Annotated in this window: 16 protein-coding genes, 1 tRNA gene and 2 pseudogenes; 5 read left to right on the top strand and 14 right to left on the bottom strand. The window is 40.8% G+C overall.

What is annotated here, in order from left to right; genetic code table 11:
- Positions 1-3: 3 nt before the first annotated feature.
- Genes purN through flhA form a run of 4 tightly spaced genes read right to left on the bottom strand, consistent with a single transcriptional unit; the run spans position 4 to position 4,285 of the window.
- Entirely contained in the window at positions 4-669 is a 666-nt protein-coding gene (gene purN / locus LS71_RS07490) for a phosphoribosylglycinamide formyltransferase (RefSeq protein ID WP_034355201.1), read from the bottom strand.
- Positions 670-678: 9 nt separating this feature from the next.
- Positions 679-945, bottom strand: coding sequence for a hypothetical protein (locus LS71_RS07495; RefSeq protein ID WP_034355204.1), 267 nt, complete (start codon positions 943-945; stop codon positions 679-681).
- A complete protein-coding gene (locus LS71_RS07500) occupies positions 942-2,072 on the bottom strand; it encodes a DHH family phosphoesterase (protein ID WP_034355207.1) in 1,131 nt (376 codons plus the stop codon). Before LS71_RS07500 ends, LS71_RS07495 begins: the two co-directional genes overlap by 4 nt.
- Before the next feature lie 8 nt (positions 2,073-2,080).
- The gene (gene flhA / locus LS71_RS07505) at positions 2,081-4,285 is read right to left on the bottom strand and encodes a flagellar biosynthesis protein FlhA (protein ID WP_034355210.1); all 2,205 of its coding nucleotides are present in this window, start codon (positions 4,283-4,285) and stop codon (positions 2,081-2,083) included.
- Between the two features lie 155 nt (positions 4,286-4,440).
- Between flhA and LS71_RS07510 the strand changes: the two genes are divergently transcribed.
- Positions 4,441-4,517 (top strand) — tRNA-Arg (locus LS71_RS07510).
- 362 nt (positions 4,518-4,879) lie between these two features.
- Here the strand turns inward: LS71_RS07510 and LS71_RS07515 are convergent.
- From LS71_RS07515 to guaA (LS71_RS09855), 3 genes and pseudogenes are all read right to left on the bottom strand, one after another.
- Positions 4,880-5,515: a hypothetical protein gene (locus tag LS71_RS07515; protein WP_034355213.1), complete on the bottom strand. Its 636-nt coding sequence runs from the start codon at positions 5,513-5,515 to the stop codon at positions 4,880-4,882.
- Between the two features lie 4 nt (positions 5,516-5,519).
- A pseudogene (gene guaA / locus LS71_RS09850) lies at positions 5,520-6,488 on the bottom strand (glutamine-hydrolyzing GMP synthase); the annotation flags it as partial.
- A 111-nt stretch (positions 6,489-6,599) separates the two neighbouring features.
- A pseudogene (guaA, locus tag LS71_RS09855) lies at positions 6,600-7,283 on the bottom strand (glutamine-hydrolyzing GMP synthase); the annotation flags it as partial.
- A 108-nt stretch (positions 7,284-7,391) separates the two neighbouring features.
- Between guaA (LS71_RS09855) and LS71_RS07525 the strand changes: the two are divergent.
- Positions 7,392-7,757: a methionine-R-sulfoxide reductase gene (locus LS71_RS07525; protein WP_034355223.1), complete on the top strand. Its 366-nt coding sequence runs from the start codon at positions 7,392-7,394 to the stop codon at positions 7,755-7,757.
- Positions 7,758-7,973: 216 nt separating this feature from the next.
- Here LS71_RS07525 and kcuS read toward each other — a convergent pair whose 3' ends face one another.
- A complete protein-coding gene (gene kcuS, locus LS71_RS07530) occupies positions 7,974-8,201 on the bottom strand; it encodes a KCU-star family selenoprotein (RefSeq protein WP_052058106.1) in 228 nt (75 codons plus the stop codon).
- Between the two features lie 163 nt (positions 8,202-8,364).
- Between kcuS and LS71_RS07535 the strand changes: the two genes are divergently transcribed.
- Entirely contained in the window at positions 8,365-8,922 is a 558-nt protein-coding gene (locus LS71_RS07535) for a manganese efflux pump MntP (protein ID WP_034355730.1), read from the top strand.
- A gap of 32 nt (positions 8,923-8,954) precedes the next feature.
- Here LS71_RS07535 and LS71_RS07540 read toward each other — a convergent pair whose 3' ends face one another.
- Genes LS71_RS07540 through LS71_RS07555 form a run of 4 tightly spaced genes read right to left on the bottom strand, consistent with a single transcriptional unit; the run spans position 8,955 to position 14,855 of the window.
- Positions 8,955-9,995, bottom strand: coding sequence for a CapA family protein (locus tag LS71_RS07540; RefSeq protein WP_034355727.1), 1,041 nt, complete (start codon positions 9,993-9,995; stop codon positions 8,955-8,957).
- 17 nt (positions 9,996-10,012) lie between these two features.
- Positions 10,013-11,545, bottom strand: coding sequence for a bifunctional indole-3-glycerol phosphate synthase/phosphoribosylanthranilate isomerase (trpF, locus tag LS71_RS07545; RefSeq protein WP_052058104.1), 1,533 nt, complete (start codon positions 11,543-11,545; stop codon positions 10,013-10,015).
- A 10-nt stretch (positions 11,546-11,555) separates the two neighbouring features.
- Complete coding sequence (locus LS71_RS07550; protein ID WP_034355722.1) at positions 11,556-13,769, bottom strand: autotransporter domain-containing protein; 2,214 nt, start codon at positions 13,767-13,769, stop codon at positions 11,556-11,558.
- A gap of 45 nt (positions 13,770-13,814) precedes the next feature.
- Entirely contained in the window at positions 13,815-14,855 is a 1,041-nt protein-coding gene (locus LS71_RS07555) for a cytochrome-c peroxidase (protein ID WP_034355718.1), read from the bottom strand.
- 290 nt (positions 14,856-15,145) lie between these two features.
- Between LS71_RS07555 and LS71_RS07560 the strand changes: the two genes are divergently transcribed.
- Together LS71_RS07560 and LS71_RS09465 are read left to right on the top strand one after the other, a co-directional pair.
- Entirely contained in the window at positions 15,146-17,293 is a 2,148-nt protein-coding gene (locus LS71_RS07560; RefSeq protein WP_034355715.1) for a carbon starvation CstA family protein, read from the top strand.
- Positions 17,293-17,442 (top strand): hypothetical protein, encoded by a 150-nt coding sequence (locus LS71_RS09465; protein ID WP_194145679.1) that lies wholly within the window; start codon positions 17,293-17,295, stop codon positions 17,440-17,442. Before LS71_RS07560 ends, LS71_RS09465 begins: the two co-directional genes overlap by 1 nt.
- Here the strand turns inward: LS71_RS09465 and LS71_RS07565 are convergent.
- A complete protein-coding gene (locus LS71_RS07565; protein WP_034355712.1) occupies positions 17,434-17,775 on the bottom strand; it encodes a cupin domain-containing protein in 342 nt (113 codons plus the stop codon). The two genes, LS71_RS09465 and LS71_RS07565, sit on opposite strands and share 9 nt — an antisense overlap.
- A 119-nt stretch (positions 17,776-17,894) precedes the next feature.
- A complete protein-coding gene (locus LS71_RS07570) occupies positions 17,895-19,145 on the bottom strand; it encodes a glucose-6-phosphate isomerase (RefSeq protein WP_034355710.1) in 1,251 nt (416 codons plus the stop codon).
- Positions 19,146-19,152: the final 7 nt, after the last annotated feature.

Below are 19,152 nucleotides of genomic sequence, written 5' to 3' on the forward strand. Positions count from 1 at the left end.
TTCTTAGGCTCTTTTATTATCTGTGGGATTAGTATTTGGGCTTGTGTGAGTATAGGCTTTAGAATCTAGCGCATAAGGCTCAAGCTTTAGTGCTTTAAGAATAGCGCGCGGATAGAGGTCATATTCAAGTGTGTGGATTTTAGATTCAAAACTCTCAAGAGTATCGCTAGGTAATTTTGCGACCTTTTCTTGCAAAATAATCTCCCCACTATCAAGCTCCTCATTCACCCAATGCACGCTCACGCCGCCATAGTCGCTCACGCTATTAAAGCTATCTCTAATGGCGTGCGCGCCTTTATGTTCTGGCAAAAAAGAAGGGTGGATATTAATAATTTTAAATTGCTGGATAAAAAGCGGTGTAAGAATGCGCATAAAACCGGCTAATAATACATAATCAATCTCATAGGGCTGCAAAGATTCTATCATTTGCTTATCAAAAGCCTCTCTGCTTGCAAAATCGCGATGATTTATAATAATACAGGGGATTTGCAGGCTTTGCGCGCGCGTAATGCCATAAGCGTTGGGATTATTGCATAGTGTAGTAACAATTTTAAGCCGCACTTCCTCTTTAGATTCTGTATAGAATCTATGATTGTGCAAAGATTCTATAAGGTTTTGCATATTTCCGCCATAGCCGCTAAAAAGGATTGCGCATCGCAAAGTTTTCATACACTAAGCCTATTTTATAAAAAATTGTGGGTAATCTTTTTTAAGAGATTTAATAATTTCTATCATCTCTTTTTGCCCATATGGCGCATCTTCTGGCAATTTGGCATAAAATTTATCCATTTGAAGCGAGTAGAGTTCAATAAGCTTTTGTATATGCTTTTTATCCCCGCCCGCAAAATAAAGCGCCACACTTAGCATATCAATCACCTCTAGCGCCATCTCTTCTAGGCTCATCTCTAAATTTAGCTCTTCACTCACATTCTCATCAATACTCATACCATCTCCTTATATTTATTAAAAATATACTCCACTTGCGTTTTTATATCTCCATAAGCAAAGCTCTCCTTAAAGCCATCAATCTTCCCTCCGCTGGCATTCTTATGCCCTCCGCCATTAAATAATGCCTTGCTCATCGCGCTCACATCACAATTGCCATTTGCCCTTAAACTCACATTCCCGCGCGAATTGACATCAAGATAAAAATCGTATTCAGGATTGCGCCGCAAAAACAAATTAGCAAGCACGCTAATCCCGCCCATTGAGTAGCTTAAGAAGCCCTTTTTACCATTATACATAACCGTGCAACTCTCTTTTTTGGCGCTAAGCAGCCTTACTTGCGCATTTGACATAATGCTATCCATAGTTTGCGTTTGTGGATTACCCCCAAGCGCTTTCTTTTTAATCTCATACAGCGCGTTATCAAAGGCAACTTCACCTTGAGGAGATTCTAAAAAATCCTTAGCAGATTCTATAAGAGCAAATTTATACAATCTGTGCTCCTCATCAAACATAAAGCGATTAAGCTCGTGGCTTGCGCTAATCATACCCATAGCCACCTTGCCAAAATCAAACTTATAGCCATCTTCTAGCCAAATATCCACAGAATTAATCATCGCGCTCAAATTCCTAATCCACTCTAGGCGTGTGGGGTCTATTATCTTATAGCGCGCACTTAGCGTATCAAAAGTAATTTTGCTCGCACAACGCGTAGCATCTAAATGATACCACTCATATTTATCTGCGCACTCCTGCCCGCTAATATGATGGTCTAAGAGTAAAAGCTCTATATCAATGCCTGAAATTTTTAGCTCGCTCACGCGCTCATTTAGGTAATTTGCCTCGCTTAATGTAAGATTTAAATCTGTGATGAGAACTAAAAATTTATTATGAGAATCTGAAGCTCGTTTGTGATTTTTAAGCGATTTGCCGAACTTAGCGGCTAAAAGCTCTTCTGGGGATTGCAGTGGCAAATGCGCTATAGTATCAAGGATAATATTAAGCCGCACAAGCACTTCCTTGCCATAATTAGCATTATAGAATCTAATATGAGAAAAAAACTCTTTGGCAATAAATTGGCAGCCATATCCATCTAAATCTGTGTGCGAGAGATGAAAAACTTGCATTTGTTTCCTTAAAAATCGATATTAAGCGTGCCGACAACCTCAAAATTAGTGTGTGGGTCGATTTCGGCATTGCTAAGAATGGTGATAGTCATTCTAAAAGGCTCAAGGAGCTTAACAAGCGGCTTGCGGATTCTATAATCCACAAGCAAAACTGGCATAATATTTTTTTGCTTTAATTTCATATCCTCTTCTTGTATAGAATCTATGAGCTTTTGCACCTCATTAGAGTGCAGCACAAAGTTTTTGCCCCCGGGCTGCTCTTTTAGCCTATCCATAAGATACTGCTCTGTAGCAAGAGAGAGTGTGAAAAGCTTTAAATTCCCATCTTCTGCTTTAAAAATATCTGTAATAGTGCGTGCCAAACGCGAGCGCACCTGCTCTACAATCGCATCTGTATCATCTTGTAAAATAGGGTAAGTATCTGTAATGCTCTCTAAAATTGTAGGCATATCTTTAATAGGAATTTTCTCATGGAGTAATTCACGCAATACGCGCAATATAATGCCCATAGGGATTTTTGATGCCTCGCCCACAACCACAGGATAATCTTTTGCATGCCTATCAAGCAGCACTTTGACTTCATCTTTAGTGATAAACTCTTCAGCATAAGTCTTAATAAGCTCTGTCATATGCGTGGTGATGATAGTTGAAGGGTCGATGATATGATAACCACGAATGATAGCCTCCTCCTTATCCTTTGGCTCAATCCACAGCGCATCAAGCCCAAAAGCTGGCTCTTTTGTTGGGATTCCATCAATTGCTTGCCCTACCATGCCTGTGTCCATTGCCAAAAATTTATCAGGCAGCACACTTCCTTCACCGATTTTCACGCCCTTTAGCAATACCTCATAATTAGTAGGCTGCAAATTAAGATTATCTTTGATGCGGATTTGAGGGATTAAAAAGCCATAATCTGTGGCAATTTTCTTACGCATAGCGCGGATTCTCTCTAACAAATCACCATTTTGCTTTACATCAGCTAGACGAATGAGCTGATAGCCCAAATAAATCTCCAAAGTCTCGACCTTTAAGGCTTCATTGATGATAGCCTCCTCCTCTTTTTTTATCTCCTCTTCACTTTTTTGCGCCCTTTGTGCTTTGTGTTGGGATATATCAATATCTTGCTCAGCTTGAGTGGGGGCTTTTTGCGTATTTGGCGGAGCTTTTTTGCGAATATATTTTTCCACAAGTGAAAAAAGACTGCTCATATCCTCACGACTAGTAAGCCACGCCACCACAAGAAAAAATAATCCCACAAAACCCAGCGAAATAGGCAAGCCCGGCACAAGCGCAAACAAAACAAGAATAAAGCCAACTATGCTTAGAATCTTGGCATTACTCGTAATTTGCGTAATAATATCGCCCGCAAAGTTAGTTTGCGAGCTTTTTGCCGCGCGTGTGGTGATAATACCTGTGGCGGTCGCGACAATAAGCGCTGGAATTTGCCCAACAAGCCCATCGCCAATGGTAAGAATAGTAAAAGTTTCCGCACTTTGCTTCACGCTCATACCATGCTGAAACACGCCAATCAAAAACCCGCCGATGATATTTACAATGGTGATAATGATAGAGGCAATCGCATCGCCTTTGACAAATTTACTCGCTCCGTCCATTGTGCCATAAAAATCTGCTTCTTGAGCGAGTGCATCACGGCGCTTTTGGGCTTCCTCCTGCCCGATGAGCCCAGCATTTAAATCCGCATCAATAGCCATTTGTTTGCCCGGCATTGCGTCAAGCGTAAATCTCGCACGCACCTCTGTTACGCGCGTAGAACCATTTGTGATTACAATGAGATTAACTATCACCAAAATGGTAAAAACAATAATCCCAATAATATAATTCCCCCCCACAACAAACTGCCCAAATGCCGCTACAATGCTGCTTACAGATTCTGCACCATTATGCCCCTCACTCAAAATCATACGCGTGGTAGCGACATTAAGAGCCAAACGATAAAGTGTAACAATAAGCAAAATCGTAGGAAATGCCGAAAATTCAGTTGCTTTATCCACATAAAGTGTAATGAGAATAATAAGAATGGATAATGCAATGGAGATGCTTAGCAAAAAATCCAGCATTGCGCTTGGTAGCGGCACGATAATAATGCCCATAATAAGCACAATGAATAGCACTACAATAAGCTCTTTGCTTCTTGAGAGGCTTTTAAAAAATGGTAAAGTTTGGTCTAAAATTTTTGTCGCATTAAATGTCAATTTTTATCCTGCTTTGCATTGAAATGATGTGGCATTGTAACAAGATTTTTTAAATTTCATAAGTGGCTAGACTTTGGCTTGCTGTGGGCAAAACGCAAATTCAAACCTAGCGCATAATTGATTATTTTATGGTTTTTTGATACAATTTTGCCACTGCGTCCGTAGCTCAATTGGATAGAGCATCAGACTTCGGATCTGAGGGTTAGGGGTTCGACTCCCTTCGGGCGTGCCACTCTCCTAAATCTAATCTCCAAATTTTTAATCGTGATTTTTAATCTAATGAGAAAAGTTTTTGATTCTTAAGAGTATTGAAATTCAAGTAATCATCTGCTAATACAAAGATTCTTTTTTAGAATCTACTCCTATTCAATAGTGTCATGGCAGATTCTAGTAAGTAAGTGCCTTGAAACTTTTATAAAATTTCTTTTGAAAACTTCCAAGAAAATGCATTCTCTTTAATTAAGATTCATAGTATTTGCTTCATAATTTTCCTCAAATTCAGTATTTGAAAAATAAAAGGAATTTTTTGGATAATGGTGTTGTATTTAGAATTCATTTCAATCCTTTCTTATTAATTTTGGTTGCTAGACAATTTTATAATAAGGAAATAAAACATTTTCTGCATATTCTATCACAAGTATATGCCCTATTGATATATCCTAAATGATAAAATTTATTTTGATTAAAATCTGCATTGTATATGTTTTCAGGCTTAAGATTTTGCGGAGTTTTATCAAATATTTTCTTTGCAATATTCTTTAATTTCTCATTATTAAGCACTGCCTTTGAAAAGCCAAAATAAACAGGCTTGTCATTAAAATAAGATTCTATATTTTGACTAAAAGCTAATGTTTCATCGTATTTATCAATATCTTTTATAGCCGCTTCTAAGTTAGCATTTCTTACATTAAAGCAATTAAAAAGTTGTATTATACCATTTAAGATTTGCTTGTCTTTGTGCGTATAAAAACCGCTAAAAAGTTTCTCTACATAGCCCATTGTTGAATCTGCTTTAAACTCATACCACTCATTTGGATTAAACTGCGTATTTTTTCTATATTTATCCCAAAATTTTTTTGTTGTATTTTCTGCCTTATTTATAGGAGCAGCACTACCCGGATTTGCCAAAACAATATTGCCTAGCAAATCCCAGCTATCGCCAAATTGTAGCAGTGTATCAAGCCTATATTCAAAGCCATTTTTTTCAATAAACCTTGCAAAAACTCTCATAATCTCACTCCCACTCAATAGTACCGGGGGGTTTTGAAGTGATGTCATACACTACGCGGTTAATGCCCTTAACTTCGTTAATTATGCGGTTGCTAACAGATTCTAAAAACTCAAAAGGCAAATGCGAAAAACTCGCACTCATGCCATCGCTCGCATTCACGGCACGCAGGGCAATCGTGTTGTCATAAGTGCGATTATCGCCCATCACGCCGACACTTCGCACATTCAAAAGCACGCAAAAGCCCTGCCACACGCTATCATACAGCCCCGCCTCGCACAAAGATTCTATAAATATAGAATCCGCTTTTCTTAATATCGATAAAGAAGCCGCATTCACCTCGCCCATTATGCGTATCGCAAGTCCTGGTCCTGGGAATGGGTGACGCATTAGCATGGCTTCTGGCATGCCTAGTTCGCGCCCTAACTGGCGCACTTCATCTTTGAATAACTCGCGCAGCGGCTCGATTAATTCAAACCGCATCCATTCAGGCAGTCCGCCGACATTATGATGGCTTTTTATCGTTTTGCTTGGACCCTTTACGCTCACAGATTCTATCACATCTGGGTAGAGTGTGCCTTGTGCTAAAAACTTGATTTCGCCTTTGCTGTTATGGCGTTTGGCTTCTGCCTCGAAGACTTCTATGAATGTCTCGCCGATGATTTTGCGCTTTGTCTCTGGCTCAGTCACGCCCTTTAGTTTTTGCAAGAAAATATCGCTTGCATTCACGCTAATTAGCGGCACTTTTAAGTTGTCTTTAAACATTTTTTCTACCGCCTCTTTTTCGCCCGCTCTTAAAAGCCCGGTATCGACAAACACGGGGATTAACGCGTCTCCTATGGCTTTATAAAGAAGTGTCGCCACCACACTTGAATCTACCCCGCCACTTACCGCACACAGCACTTTCTGCGTTGCCTCTTTTGCAAGTATGGGTTTGTCGCTTTGCGACTGCACGTCGCTTTTGCGGGAGTCTGCGGTGGCGGCTCGGTCATTTATGTTTAATAAACTCCCGTCGCCGCCACCTTGACAACCCACAAAATCGCCTAAAGATGCTTCCGCAGCGATAATCTTAGAATCTACTCCTAGCACTTTTTCTCTAAGCCGTGCAATCTCGTGCGTAGCAAAATTTTTCATATTCCAGCTAGTATCGCACCTGCAAATATCCACCGCAAAATTCTTTAGAATCTGCGTCCCGCACGCACTATGGGCGACCTCAGGGTGAAACTGCAGCGCGTAAATCTTGCGATTTAAATCCGCAATGACGCAATAATGCGTATTCTCACTACTTGCAAGCTCCACAAAGCCCTGTGGCAAACTCTCCACCTTATCAGCATGACTCATCCATACCACAGAATCTTGCGGCACTCCCTTAAACAACGCAAAGGGCTTGTCTTTTTGCAAGGCTTTAGAATCTTGTTTAGATTCTATAGATTCCAAAATATGCAGCCTTGCCTTACCAAACTCCTGCTTCCTGCTACGAGCCACGCGCCCACCAAAAAAATGCGCAATATACTGCATACCATAGCAAATCCCTAGCACTGGCACGCCAAGTGAAAAAATCGCGCTATCTGGCTTATATGCGCCCTTTTCATACACACTAGCAGGTCCGCCGCTAAGAATAAGACCGCGCGGATTTCTCGCCTTTATAGAATCTAAACTCTCAAAATACGGCACAATCTCAGTATAAACGCCCACCTCACGCAAACGCCTAGCAATCAACTGCGTCACCTGCGACCCAAAATCCAGCACCAAAATCTGCACATTATTCATTTTTTTCCTTTTCTTATGTAAATTGTTAGGCTTAATGACTTAGAATAGAGCCAAATACGCTAGCCCAAAAGGATATGTATGAAACAAACAAGAAAGCACTATAATACTATGCCTCCGCTTAATGCACAAGAAAGCGAAGTAATTTTGCACAAAGGCACAGAAGCTCCTTTTAGCGGAATTTATACCAACCACTTTGAGTGTGGTATTTATGCTTGTCGGCAGTGCGGTGTGCCGCTGTATGACCATACCGCTAAGTTTCCCTCGCATTGCGGTTGGGCGAGCTTTGATGATGAGATAGATGGTGCAGTTACGCGCCTTAGGGATAAAGATGGTGTGAGAACAGAAATAGTCTGCGCAAATTGTGGAGGGCATTTGGGGCATGTCTTCGAGGGTGAGGGTTTCACGCCCAAAAACACGCGCCATTGCGTGAATTCACTCTCTATTCACTTCACTCCGCATGAACAAACTTTATAGAATCTACCTCCGTGCAAGTGCGGACATTATAGAATCTAACCTCAAAAAATAAGTTGATAGATGCTTAAAGCAGCTATAACTTTATACTTTGAGGGCTAATGTGAGCTTTGCTTACATTTGTAAGATGCGCGCGGCTTTTTATAAAAAGCAACAGCGCGGAAATTATAGAATCTAAGATAGCGCCTTTGTGTTGCAAACCTTGCAATGTCCTTGCTATCAGCATTTTGAACTTCCTGCGCCGTATTTTGCTTCAAGCGCTTGGGCAAAAAACTCTTTTTGCGTTTTGGGAGGCGTGTTAGGGTGGTGAATGCGCATATGCTCAAGGTATTTATCATAGCTTGGCATACCCACTAAAAGGTGTAAAACCCTATCACTCCGCCTGTATAGGCTTTTGATTTTAGCCCACCATCGCCGCCATAATCGGCTTGCTGCTTCTTTTTTCATCACACTGCCTTAGAGGTTAGATTCTATAAATGTAGCCTATTTTATTTAACTTTTTGCTTTGCCGCGCATAAGTGCCAAAAATCTTAAAAATAAATCCATAAGCTAAAATATACTGCGCATAAAGTAGAATTGCGACTTTGCAAATTAAGGAATAGGATTAAAGATGGATATTGTAAGTTTAGTGCTGCTTGCCTGTGCGCTAGGTATGGATGCATTTGCTGTAGCGATATGCAAAGGCTTAAGTGTTAAACAAATTAAAATCAAGCACTACTTTATCGTGGCTGCTTATTTTGGCGGATTTCAGGCACTTATGCCGCTTATTGGCTATATGCTGGGTGCTGTGCTTACTGCTTATGTGCAGTTGTATAGTCATTATGTCGCATTTGCACTCATCGTGTTTATTGGACTAAAGATGATAAAAGATTCTTTTAATACTAGCTACGCGCTAGAGGCTAATCCCTTTAGTGTGGGCAATATGCTCCCACTAGCTATTGCTACGAGCATTGATGCGCTAGCAGCAGGCTTTAGCTTGGCTTTATTAAATAATCACCTCATCTTAAGCGTGCTTGTGATTGGTATAATTACAGCCCTGCTCTCAATGCTGGGACTAAGAATTGGCAGGATAAAAAAGCTAGGTGAGTGGTTTGGGAATAAGGCTTCGTTTGTAGGCGGCATAGTGCTTATTCTTATTAGTGCAAAAATTTTATTTGAGCATTTATAAACTAAGCGCGCTAAGCCTAAAGCCTTACTATTTCACTCAAGACCGATTTTTATTTCATCTTTGCCTTGTGTAATAATGTGCGTATATTGCTTATAAATCTCTTTGTAGCTAGGCAAAATGCTATCATTTAGCTCATCAAAAAACATCAATTTAAAGTCCCTGTAGCGCGCATTATGATAAGTATAGATAAGCTCTGCACGCGGATTTAGTAGCTTAATGCTCCCATCATCTTGCCTTATAATATCCACACTGCCTAGCATACCTGTGCGCTTATGCGTGCCTTTCTGCCCTGAAATAAGGTTTCCTAACGAATAAAATACTAAAGTATCTCCTACCCACTCCACAGGCTGGATAACATGAGGGTGCGTGCCAATCACTAAATCCACGCCCAAACTCGCTAATAACGCGGCTAAGTCCCTTTGCTCTTTAGAGGGTGTAAAATCATATTCAATCCCCCAATGCATCGATACGATGAGCAAATCCACCTTAGAGCGTATGCGCTTAATATCATTTTTTAACATTTTAGTATTATAGACATTCACCAAATATTCTTTCCCCTTAGGCAAAGCAATACCATTTGTGCCATAAGTATAGGCAAGGAGGGCGTATTTTATGCCATTTTTTTCCAAAATCTTCACTTCATTGCGCGCACTAAAGGACTCATAGCTCCCAGCAGTTAGCACATCTTTATCTCTCCAGTATGCCAAAGAGGCTAGCACAGCTTTCTCTCCTCTATCAAGTGTGTGATTATTGGCTAGCGAGATGAGATTAAAGCCTAGTTGTAGCATATTATCCCCAAATTCTTGAGGAGAATTAAAATTAGGATATGTGCTTAAACCAAGCGCGCTACCGCCCAAAATCGTCTCCTGATTGTAAAAGGCTAAATCATATTGTTTGACTATCTTAAGCGCGCCAAGCATGGAGCTAAAATCATAGCTCCCATCAATTTGTTTAGCATCTTCATACACAGAATTATGCAGCAGCGCATCACCAGCCATAATAAGCCTTAAGTGTTGAGAATCTGCGCAGAGTAGCCCACAGATGACACACCATACTATAAATATTTTTTTCATTTTTGTCCTTTTATGCTTTATATGTGCTTTGTATGCGGGGTAGGCGCGCAAATGGTGGCTACAGATTCTAAAAGCGCTTGAAGCTTATGCTTATCCTTTTTGCCTGCACTGCTTTCAATGCCAGAATTAATATCAAGCATAGCGGGGCAAAGTGCTAAAAAATCTTTGATATTTTTCTCATTTATACCCCCAGCAATGCATAAATAGCGCTCTTTAAGCTTGCTTAATACATCAAATTGAATGCTTTTCCCACTCCCTCCACCTTGCGCACTTTGAGAATCTACAAGGCAAAATGCCCCCTCATAATGTGGATTAAAATCCTCCAAAGTAGCAATATTTTGCACCCCATAAAAGCAAAAAAGTGCCTCTTTTAGACAAATATTAGCAAATTGAGCCGGCTCTAATTTACTCAATCCATGCAGCTGAATGCCATGAATAAAGCCCTGCTGATACAGCGCCTTTGCTTCATTAAGCGAATGTTTATCATTCACTACAGCCACGCATAAAATATGCGGATAGCACTTTTTTAGCGCCTTTGCAATGTCCTTAATATGTCTAGATTCTATAAATCTAGGACTTTGTTTCACTAAAATAAAACCTAGCATATCCACACCCCCACCAATGCTTTCTCCCGCCACACAAAGTGCATCATCAAGATTGGTGATACCACAAATTTTAATAAGAGGTTTATAGGGCTTATGCGCGCAAGCCTCCCTTTGTTTCCATAGGGCAAAAATATACTGATAAAAAGATGGTTTTTGCGCTTTACCGAGCCTTAGGGCAGATTTTAGCGCTTGAATGGCAGATGTTGGATTTTCATGCGCGACTAGATAACTCCCACACAGCAAGCCATCAAAATCAAATGAGCCTACCATGAAAGCAGATGAGGGCGAGTGAATGCCAGATTCAAAAATCACTTTGCTATGCGGCAGGGCTTTCCTTAGCGTGCAGGCGGTGATAATATCAATCTCAAAAGTGTGCAAACTACGCGCATTAACGCCCACGAGCAAGGGCTTAAGCGGGGCTATAAAATCAATTTCATCTTGCGTATGCACCTCAACAAGCGGCGTAATGCCATATTTCAAGCATTCATCATAAATTGCCTTAAAATCCCTAAAGCCATTTTTTTCATCAATAAACATCGCCACAATTAAAAGCAACATATCCGCTCCTGCACGATAGCTCACTCCCACTTCTTGCTTATACTGAATAAAATCTTTGCGCAAAATGCAGGCGTTAGGATAAGCATTTTTAACCGCCATTAAATCTGCTAAAGAACCCTTAAAGTGCGCCTCCTCACACAAAACAGAAATAGCACTAGCCCCGCCATTAAGATATGCTCCTGCTAACGCACAAGGTGCATTAATCTCGCCTATATGGGCATTTGATGGAGAGGCGCGCTTAATTTCGGCAATCAAAAATATATCATCAAAATGTGGTGTAATGAGCGGGTGGATTCTATCTTTTGGAATATCAAAACCTAAATCAAAGCCTTTTTGGGCTATTTCTTGGGCTTTTTTCTGTGTGATTTGAGCCAAAATCTCTACCATAAAACTCCTTTTAGAATTGATACATAAAACTAAGATTACCAGAAATAGTGCTAAAATTTAATGAAGAGCGCGCATACAAACCATAAATAGAGACATACAAATTACCATACAAAGGCACAGAGCCGCCCACATAAAGCGTATAACTAAGCACATTGTCATAATCATAGCTTAATGGCTGCCCATTTAGAGACACTTTCATACTTTGTGGCTTTAAGAGGGCGTGAGCTATCTCAAAGCCGCTAAATAAAGCATAATTTTTCACATAATACTTGCCCTGCGCGCCAAAAGCGATATTAAGCATATTTGCCCTATAGGCGTCTGCAGCTATACTCAATACATCTGTGCTATTTTCATGAAACGCCCCTTGCGCCATAAGATTATACTGCAAGCCTACATATGGCGTAATATACAAACTATGAGCTAAACTAAGCGGCAAGCCCATTTGCGCCTTTAAACCAAATTCCTGATAGCCAAACTGCGCATTGGCAGATATACTATTAAATTGCGCGCTTTCATTAGTGGCAAAAAGGCTTGTAGTGCGCTTTGTATGGTGCGTGCTATAAGCATAATGTCCCATAAACATAAGCTTAAAATATGATAAATTAAATGTATTAGACAAGCCCACAAGCATATTGGAGCCTTGCTTTTCCATTATAGAGTCTGCTTGATTTGAAAGCCCATAAGCTGCAAAACCACTTAAAAAATGCGCTCCTATATACTTGCTAAAGCCTAGTTGCGCGCCATAAAGTGTGCCTTTAGCATTATTGGCGCGCTCATTTGAAAAAAGCGGGGTGATTGATAGATTGTCTTGCTTTGGCTGCGTGTGCAGCTGCGTGGTAATATTTGTAAGCAGATTCCATGTGCTAATGGGCGCATTAAGGCTTAAAGCACGCACATTATTATTTATTTCTCCAAGCGTTTGGCTAAGGTAAGCACTATTTCCATAAGTGTAGATTCTGCCATTAAGCCCAGAATCTAGCGCATTAAGAATAGCGGATTCATTACCACTAAGCCCAGCGCTAAAGGCATCTATGGCTGCTTGATTTTTTCTTAGCGTAATAGCATTAGCATTTTGGGTAGTGTGGATAAAATCATTATGCGCAATGCTTAAAGTTTGATTGCCACTAATTGTGCCTGTAACAAGCGTGTAGGTGCCTAAATCTGCTCCGGCAATATCAACTATAATCGCTCCAGCGTTGTTAGTAAGATTCCCCACAAGTTGCCCCATTTTGCCATTACGCGCGCCAAATCTAAGTGTAGAGCCAACATTATTTGTAACTCCACCTGTAACCTCTAGCGTGCCGCCATAGATTCTAATCTCTGCATTTTGCGCATTAAATATACTGCCATCTTGCATCATATCTCCGCCATGTGTAGAGATAAGCCTGCCATTAATACTAACCTTCCCACCATTAATGACCAAATTCCCACCGCCGCCAAATCCGGGGTCAAATACGCACAAAGCAATGAGACATTTTTCCACATCTGCCTGTCCGCCGTTATAAAAATCACCATTAATGGTGCTAGTGCCGCTATTATTTTCAAAAGTTGATGTACTATTATTCCCATAGCCGCCTAAATTGCTACCGATATTTTGCACCTTGCCTGTGAATGTGATTTCACCGCCATTATTTTGAATGGCATTTTGGATTCTAATCACTTTAGATTCTATATTGAGCTTAGAATCTTGCTCCAAAGTCGTAGTGCCATTATGTATAAAAAAAAGTGAATTGCTAAAAGTCGCGCTTGCATTTTGCGCAAGATATAGCCTTGTATTATCACTAAAGTGTATTTTAGAATCTCCCCCATAATCCGTAGTCTGTGCATTGATAGTATTACCACTTGAGATAATACTCAAACTCGCTCCACTGCCTACATTGATAGCATTTCTTTCAATGCTTAAAGTATGCACGCCTATAAGCGCTGCTTGAATATTAGAGCCAATATTTAATCCACCTGAATACCAAGTAGTTGTGCTATCTTGCACTTGGAGTTGATATTGCGAACCTTGCGTGCCGCTAATATTAAGATTAGGATTGCGCCCATAACCTATAGTTGTGGCTTGCCCATTGCCGCGACTTGAAGTGATAGTATCACTTCTTTGCCCACCATTTAGCGTAATATTTGTCGGCAGATTAGTATCTTGATAATCTATCGCGCATAGATTCTGTAATAGGACAAAAAGAGGGAGTGTTTTTATAAAGTTTCTTGTTAAAAATGGCATTAGCCTATCCTTTCCTTGACTTTAAGGAGAGGATAGCCAGCTGCCTTAAAGCTGTGGTTTTGGTGTTTTTGCAGTTGAAATAGGTAGCTGTGGATAGGTGATTTGTGGCTTTTCCCCAGTAAGAGAGTGCAAAAATGCCTCAATACTCTTTGCCTCTTTATCAGTAATGCTAATACCAAGCTGCACGCTACCCATTTCTTTAATCGCTTCTGTGAGTGTCCAAATCGCGCCATTATGAAAATATGGAGCAGTCTCCGCGACATTTCGCAATGTTGGCGTTTTTACCATACCATTTTCATCGCCCTTAAAATCACCCACATTAGCAAACTTATATTTGCCTGCCACTTCAAAAGCCTGCATGCTACCACCTAGATTCACTCCATTATGGCAAGCTGTGCAGCCTTTATCAATAAAAAGCTTTAATCCCGCTTGTTCCTCCTTACTCAAAGCCTTTGTATCACCTTCTAAAAATCTATCAAATCTTGAAGGAGTAATCAAAGTCCGCTCAAAGTTGGCGATTGCATCGGCGATGTTATCAAAATTTACGCCACTTTTTCCATAAATATTCTTAAACTCTTTAACATATTCAGGCAAAGAGGCAATTTTCTCTACTGCCAGTTTAGCAGGTGTCGCCATTTCTGGTTCTGCCTCGATAGGACCTTTGGCTTGGTCAGCAAGTGTGCCTGCTCGACCATCCCAAAACTGCGTAGTGTTTAATATAGCATTATACACACTTGGTGAATTGAGATGATGGGGGTTAATCGCCCATCTGTGTCCGATAGCTGCGGAGATTCCATCTACGCCGCCTAAGCCCAAATTATGACAAGTATTACAACTAATAATGCCACTTTTTGAAAGTCTTGGCTCAAAATATAGCTTCTTGCCTAGCTCTGCCTTTGCTTGCGTGAATTTGCTTGCTTTTATGCCATTTTCTTTGAGCAAATTATCAACTTCTGCTTGATTTTTAGGCAATGCCCTTAAATTCGCTTCTTTTGCTTCATCAATAAGCGAGCTAGCCGCATTAAGCGCACTCAAAGATAGCCCACAAACAATAACTGCTGATGTAATGAAAGTAATGCCTTTCATCTTTTCCTCCTTATTTGGTTTAAATGCGTATTTATTCTATTAGTAAAATTATTAAGACAAAATAAATATTTTTTAATAATTATTATTTTTTAATATAAATGTGAGTAATTTACAATAAATCATTCTCGGTATATCATCACGCATTCAAAAATCTTTAAATAAGTGCAAAAGGTTACTTTATTTCTTATTACCACGCAAAATTCCTAAATCTTTGCCTTAGCATCAAAGCTTTAAGTTTGAAATGTTTAGACTAGATATTGCAACAATCTCATTTGTGTAAAGGAGCATTTATGAATAAAATCTTAAGTATAGGATTGTGGGCAGTTGTAGCACTCATTGGTGCTTGGTGCTTTGGCGTGCTAGCCCTGCATACGGGTGAACGCATTTCAGCCGTGTGGATTGTGGTTGCCGCAGTGTGTATTTATACAATAGCCTATCGCTATTACTCAAAATATATCGCTACTAAAGTGCTAGCCCTTGATGATAATCGTGCCACGCCTGCTGTAGTGAATAATGATGGACGAGATTTTGTGCCAACAAACAAAATCGTGCTTTTTGGACATCATTTTGCCGCTATTGCTGGAGCTGGACCACTAGTAGGACCAATCCTAGCCGCACAAATGGGATATTTACCAAGTATGATTTGGATTGTCGTAGGCGTAGTGCTAGCTGGTGCTGTGCATGATTTTACTGTGCTTTTTATCTCTATGCGCAGAAATGGCAAATCTTTGGGCGAAATCATTAAGCTAGAATTAGGCAAAGGTGTAGGAAGTATCGCTATGTTAGGGATTTTAGGCATTATGATGCTCATCATTGCTATTCTAGCGCTTGTGGTTGTAAATGCCCTTGCAGAATCTCCCTGGGGACTTTTCACTATCGCTATGACTATTCCTATTGCCATTTATATGGGACTTCATATGCGCTTTTTTCGCCCGGGGAAAATTGGCGAGGCAAGCATCATAGGCTTTGTCTTGCTGCTTTTAGCGCTATATTATGGGCGAGATGTAGCTGCACACCCACAACTTGCGGCACTTTTTACATTTTCTCCTGTTACACTCACTTATGTAATGATTATTTATGGCTTTATTGCAGCTATTTTACCTGTATGGTTTCTGCTTGCGCCACGCGATTATTTAAGCACATTTTTAAAAATTGGCGTTATCGTGCTTATGGCTGGAGGCATTTTAGTAGTTGCGCCTGATATTCAATTCCCTAGCACTACAAAATTTGTCGATGGCACAGGACCTGTATTTAGTGGGCAGCTTTTTCCATTTTTATTTATCACCATTGCTTGTGGAGCCATTAGCGGATTCCATGCGCTTATTTCAACGGGCACAACGCCTAAAATGCTTGAAAAAGAATCTCATGCAAGAATGGTAGGCTATGGCTCAATGGTTATGGAATCTGCCGTAGCAGTTATGGCTCTTGTGGCAGCCGTCATTCTCACACCGGGCTTATATTTTGCCATCAATGTAGCTCCCGCAACACTTGACACACAAAATATTAGTGACATAGCAGAAGCAGCAAGCGTTGCTGCGCAAACCATTAGTAATTGGGGATTTGTCATCACGCCTGAGCAGATTCTAAACACCGCTCAAGAAATTGGTGAGAAAAATATCCTTAGCAAAGTGGGCGGCGCACCTACATTTGCGATAGGCTTGGCAACTATCATTTCTCAAGTGCCACTTTTTAATCAAGGCTCTATGGCATTTTGGTATCACTTTGCTATTTTATTTGAAGCTTTATTTATCCTCACCGCTGTAGATGCTGGCACACGCGCTGGGCGATTTATGGTGCAAGATGTGCTTGGCAATGTGTATAAGCCTATCGGCAACATTCATTCTATGTTTTGGGGGATTGTCGCTACCCTTATTTGCGTGGCTGGCTGGGGATATATCCTCTATCAGGGCGTAACAGACCCACAAGGCGGTGTAAAATCGCTTTGGACACTCTTTGGCGTTTCAAATCAAATGCTAGCGGGTATGGCTCTACTCACAGTTATTGCTGTGCTTTTCAAAATGGGCAAGGCAAAGCAAGCATGGGTGGCTATTCTCCCTGCGGTTTGGGTGCTTGTAAGCACACTCTATGCGGGAATCTTAAAACTCTTGCCCGCCAATGGTGAAAAAGTGCATGATTCTGTAAGCCACATAGCATTATGGCAAATCAACTCACAAAAGGCTGCAGCAGCACTACAAGAAGCCCAAAATACCATAGATACGCAAGCGGCTGCAGATTTAATAGCAAGCGCGGCAAAATTCTCAACCATCGCTCATAATAATCTCATTAACGCGCTGCTTTGCGCTTTATTTATGGTGGTTACCTGCCTTGTGCTTATTCAGTGTGTGAAAATCTGCATAGCCTGCGTGCGAGGTGAAAAGCTCCCATTAGCCGAAACACCCTACAAAAAGGTAGCCGATTACAATACTACATTGAGGTAGTGCTCGAAAGTAACGACCTGCTAGATTCTATAAATACCACGCTGTTGCTTTTTAAAAAAGTGGCGTGGTCTTATTGGTCAGAGCATGCGGTCGTTGGCTTTTCTACCATCGCCTTTGCCGCATGGTCTTGCTTACAGAATCTACTTTAGCACAGCATTTACGCGCTGCACGCTATCACCATGTGCCAAACTTAGGCGCACAATGCTATCTTTGAGGGCTTTAAGCGAATGAGGGATGTTCGCCTCAAGACTAATCATATCTAGGGCTTTAAGCTCAAAAATCTCTTTCTCAACTTCAAAATGAATATATCCGCTTAACACCTGCACGCTAATGGCAAATGGAGCTTTATGCTTTTTCATCTCCCCGCCCTCACCCATAGCGATTTGGATTTCTTTGCTTGCGTTATTTTGAGCTAGGACATTTACTTTTACTTCGCCCTTTATGAGTTCAGCCTCGCTCCAATGCGTAACCTGTGCTATCATCATTAATCCTTTCAAATAAATTTCACGCACTTATAGCACATTTGCACATAACAAAACTTAGCAAGCGTTAAGATTTTACAGAATCTGCTCTTGCAAAAATTCACAAAAATAGCACTGCCCTATTTAAACAAACCTCTTAGTCGTTTTTTGCCAAATTCCACGCCGGGCTGGTCATAAGTATTCACATCAAATAACGCGCCCACGCAAGAAGTGAGCAGCTCATAATACGCTATAAGCGTGCCAACGCTCTCTTCACATAAACGCTCCACCTCGATGCAATCTACCAAAATTCCCTCATGCTCTAGCGTCTGCATAGTTGCAATGCGCTGATTGTCAAGCAATGTGGCAAAGCTTATGCCATTGACAAAATTTGTAGTCTCTAAAAACGCAAGCTGCATATCTGGGATAATAGGCTTAGGATTACACGCAGGATTGAGACTTAGAAAAGTTACACTTTTATCCTGCATACCCTGCACGATGAGTTGCAAAAATGAATGCTGGTCAATGCTGCCAATAAGCCCAATAGGACTTAAGCCCACTCTTTTGCCTTGTGCATTAATTTTCCCCAAACTCTCGCCCCACAACTGCACATACCACGCATTAAAATGCGTAAAAATACTTGAGTATGAAAATAGCACATTCATGGGAATTTGCTCATAGTGCTTAGCATAAGTTATGGCTTTATGCAAAATATGTGCTTCTTTTTGCTCAAAAAATCGGCGCATAATGCCCGCCGCACCGCGCAAAATCGCCTCCACATCAAAGCCCAAAATAGCCAAAGGCACAATCCCCACAGCGCTAAGCACGGAAAATCGCCCTCCCACATTTGATGCGATATTTATATAGTGTATAGATTCTGTGCGCGCCCACTGCTCAAGCGGAGATTGCGCATCAGTGATAATGAGCAAATGCGCCTTATTGTGCGGATTTTTTAGTATCTCATATTTGTGAAGTATAAATTTAAGGAGCGAAGAAGTCTCAATAGTAGTTCCAGATTTTGAAATAACAATAAAAAGCGCGCGCTCTAGCTGCACATCTTGCAGACTTTGAGCCACACAAATAGGGTCTGTATGCTCCAAAAATACAAGTTTTATGCTCTTCCTGCAAGGCAAATGCGACAACATAGAATCTATAGCCTTTAGCCCCAAAGAACTGCCGCCAATGCCCACAATCACCAAGTGCGTTATAGAATCTAGCTTATCTTTATGACTTGAAATATACGCGCTCGCCTCTTTAGACGCTTTATCTTCAAAGGGCAAATGATAATAGCCACTCTTTTGGCTTTCCCTCTCTCGCGCAATGGCGTTTAAAAGGCTATCACAAGCTGCTTGCGGGGCTAGATTCTCAAAATGAAGTGAAAATTTAACCATAGCCCAC

The sequence above is a fragment of the Helicobacter jaachi genome (assembly GCF_000763135.2).
GTDB classification, from domain to species: domain Bacteria; phylum Campylobacterota; class Campylobacteria; order Campylobacterales; family Helicobacteraceae; genus Helicobacter_C; species Helicobacter_C jaachi.